This is a genomic window from Sulfurimonas sp. (genome assembly GCF_014859695.1).
GTDB lineage: Bacteria > Campylobacterota > Campylobacteria > Campylobacterales > Sulfurimonadaceae > Sulfurimonas.
The window spans coordinates 1-1,793 of sequence record NZ_JACUTS010000167.1 but is presented as its reverse complement, the minus strand read 5'-3'; the positions used below and the strand labels follow the sequence as shown (position 1 = coordinate 1,793).

Here is a 1,793-nt window from a genome sequence, read left to right as displayed (position 1 = left end):
AACATACTTAAAAAGCTCTCTTTGATGAAAAAAGTGTTTTCCGGTAATGATTTTACATCCAAAATAAGCTGGTTCAAGCGGATTGTGCCCGCCTACATCATCCCTAAATGCACCGCCTAAAATTGCAATATCGCTGATTGCATAGATATTATTTAGCTCACCCATTGCATCAACTAAGATCAAATCTGAGCCAAACTCACTATCTTGCGAAAATCGGCTTAGAGTCAAAGAGTTTTTGTGGGCATATCTCTTCATAAGTTCATAAACTGCTTCAAATCTCTCAGGATGTCTTGGAACTACGGCGAGTTTTGCGTCACTCTGTTTTTTATACTCTATAAATGATTTTAAGATACTCTCTTCTTCGCCCTCATGGGTGCTTCCCGCGACTATCAGCTCACCTTTAGGTTTTTTATACTCTTTGGTTTTTTTTATCTCAGCTGCTAATTTAATATTTCCGATAACCTCAATATTTTTCGCGCCCAATGCTAGAAAACGGTTTTTGTCAGCTTGGCTCTGCGCGTAAATCATCTCTACGCTTGAGAACATTTTTTTGTAAAACCAAGCAAATTGAAGATACTTTTTAGCACTCTTTTCCGATATGCGCGCATTTAGAAGTATTATCCTTGTCCCTTTTGCTCTTAAGACACTAAAAAGCATAAACCAAAATTCTGCCTCTAAAACTACAAGCACTCTCTGCTTCTTTGCCCAAAACGGCAAAAACATCTCATAGGGCAAGTATCTTACCTCTGCATCATACCTTCTGACCTGCGCCTGTCCTGTATGCGTTATCGTTGTTATCTTTATATCCTGATCTTTTAGAAGATCTAAGATAGGTTTCAGTGCTCTTGCTTCGCCCAAAGAGCATGCATGGAACCAAACCCCGTCGCTACTTTTAAATCTTGAATTTTTAAAAAGAAAAAAACGAGCCGGAATTGACTCTGTGTATTTATGCTTAAATGAGAGATAAATCAAAAGCGGCAGTGCTGCCAAATAGAGCACTACGCTTAAGATAAAGTAGAGAAAGGTAAACGGCTTCAAGCCTATTCTTCGTGAGCTTCCATGTAGAGAATACGCCCGCAATGTGGACAAGTTGTAATCTCCTCAGCTTTGATAACATCCGCATAAATCTTATCGTTTATAACCATGTGACAACCCATGCAAGCTTGTTCTTCAACAGGAACTACAGTTGTATTTTTAGCCCATCTGCGAATTTTTTGATAAAACGCAAGACCTTTTTGATTCATCTCAGAGATTAATTTCTCTTTTTTCACAAACACTTCTTGACGAGATTTATTGATTACATCTAATTTTGCATCAACCTCACTTTTAATAGACGCCAAGTTAGCATCAAGCTCTTTTAGAGACTCTTTTGCAGCTTCCATCTGTTCTGTTTTTAAAGCGACAACCCTCTCAAGTCTTTCAATCTCTTCATTTGCAAAATTTATCTGCTCTTTTGCAATCTCTTCTTCAAGTTGAAGTGATTTCATCTCACGTTCAGTTTTAACTTCATTGCTTTTTCTAGAGTTGTCTTCTAGTTTTTGAGAAAGTTCTTGCAGATGAAGTTCATTCTTCTTCTTCTTAATTTCCTCGTCTTTAATCTCTTTTGTTAGATTTTCAATATCGGAATCTATACTTTGTTTTTTTGCTTGTGCTGCCTCAAGCTTGGAGTTTGCTTCTTCTATCTGTGGTTCAAAGGCATCTATCTCTTTGTCAATTTGCGATAGGTCAATTAGCTGTTTTAGGTGTAAGTTCATTAATCTCCTTTTGGATTAAATAGTTGTACCGATTGCTTA

General features: G+C 37.3%; 2 protein-coding genes. Both read right to left on the bottom strand.

All coding sequences use genetic code 11. From position 1 onward, the window contains the following. A partial coding sequence (waaA, locus tag IBX42_RS12370) for a lipid IV(A) 3-deoxy-D-manno-octulosonic acid transferase (RefSeq protein ID WP_294933235.1) occupies positions 1 to 1,038 on the bottom strand: 1,038 nt, incomplete at its 3' end. Between the two features lie 2 nt (positions 1,039 to 1,040). After that, positions 1,041 to 1,754, bottom strand: coding sequence for a C4-type zinc ribbon domain-containing protein (locus IBX42_RS12365; RefSeq protein WP_294933234.1), 714 nt, complete (start codon positions 1,752 to 1,754; stop codon positions 1,041 to 1,043). Positions 1,755 to 1,793 lie beyond the last annotated feature (39 nt).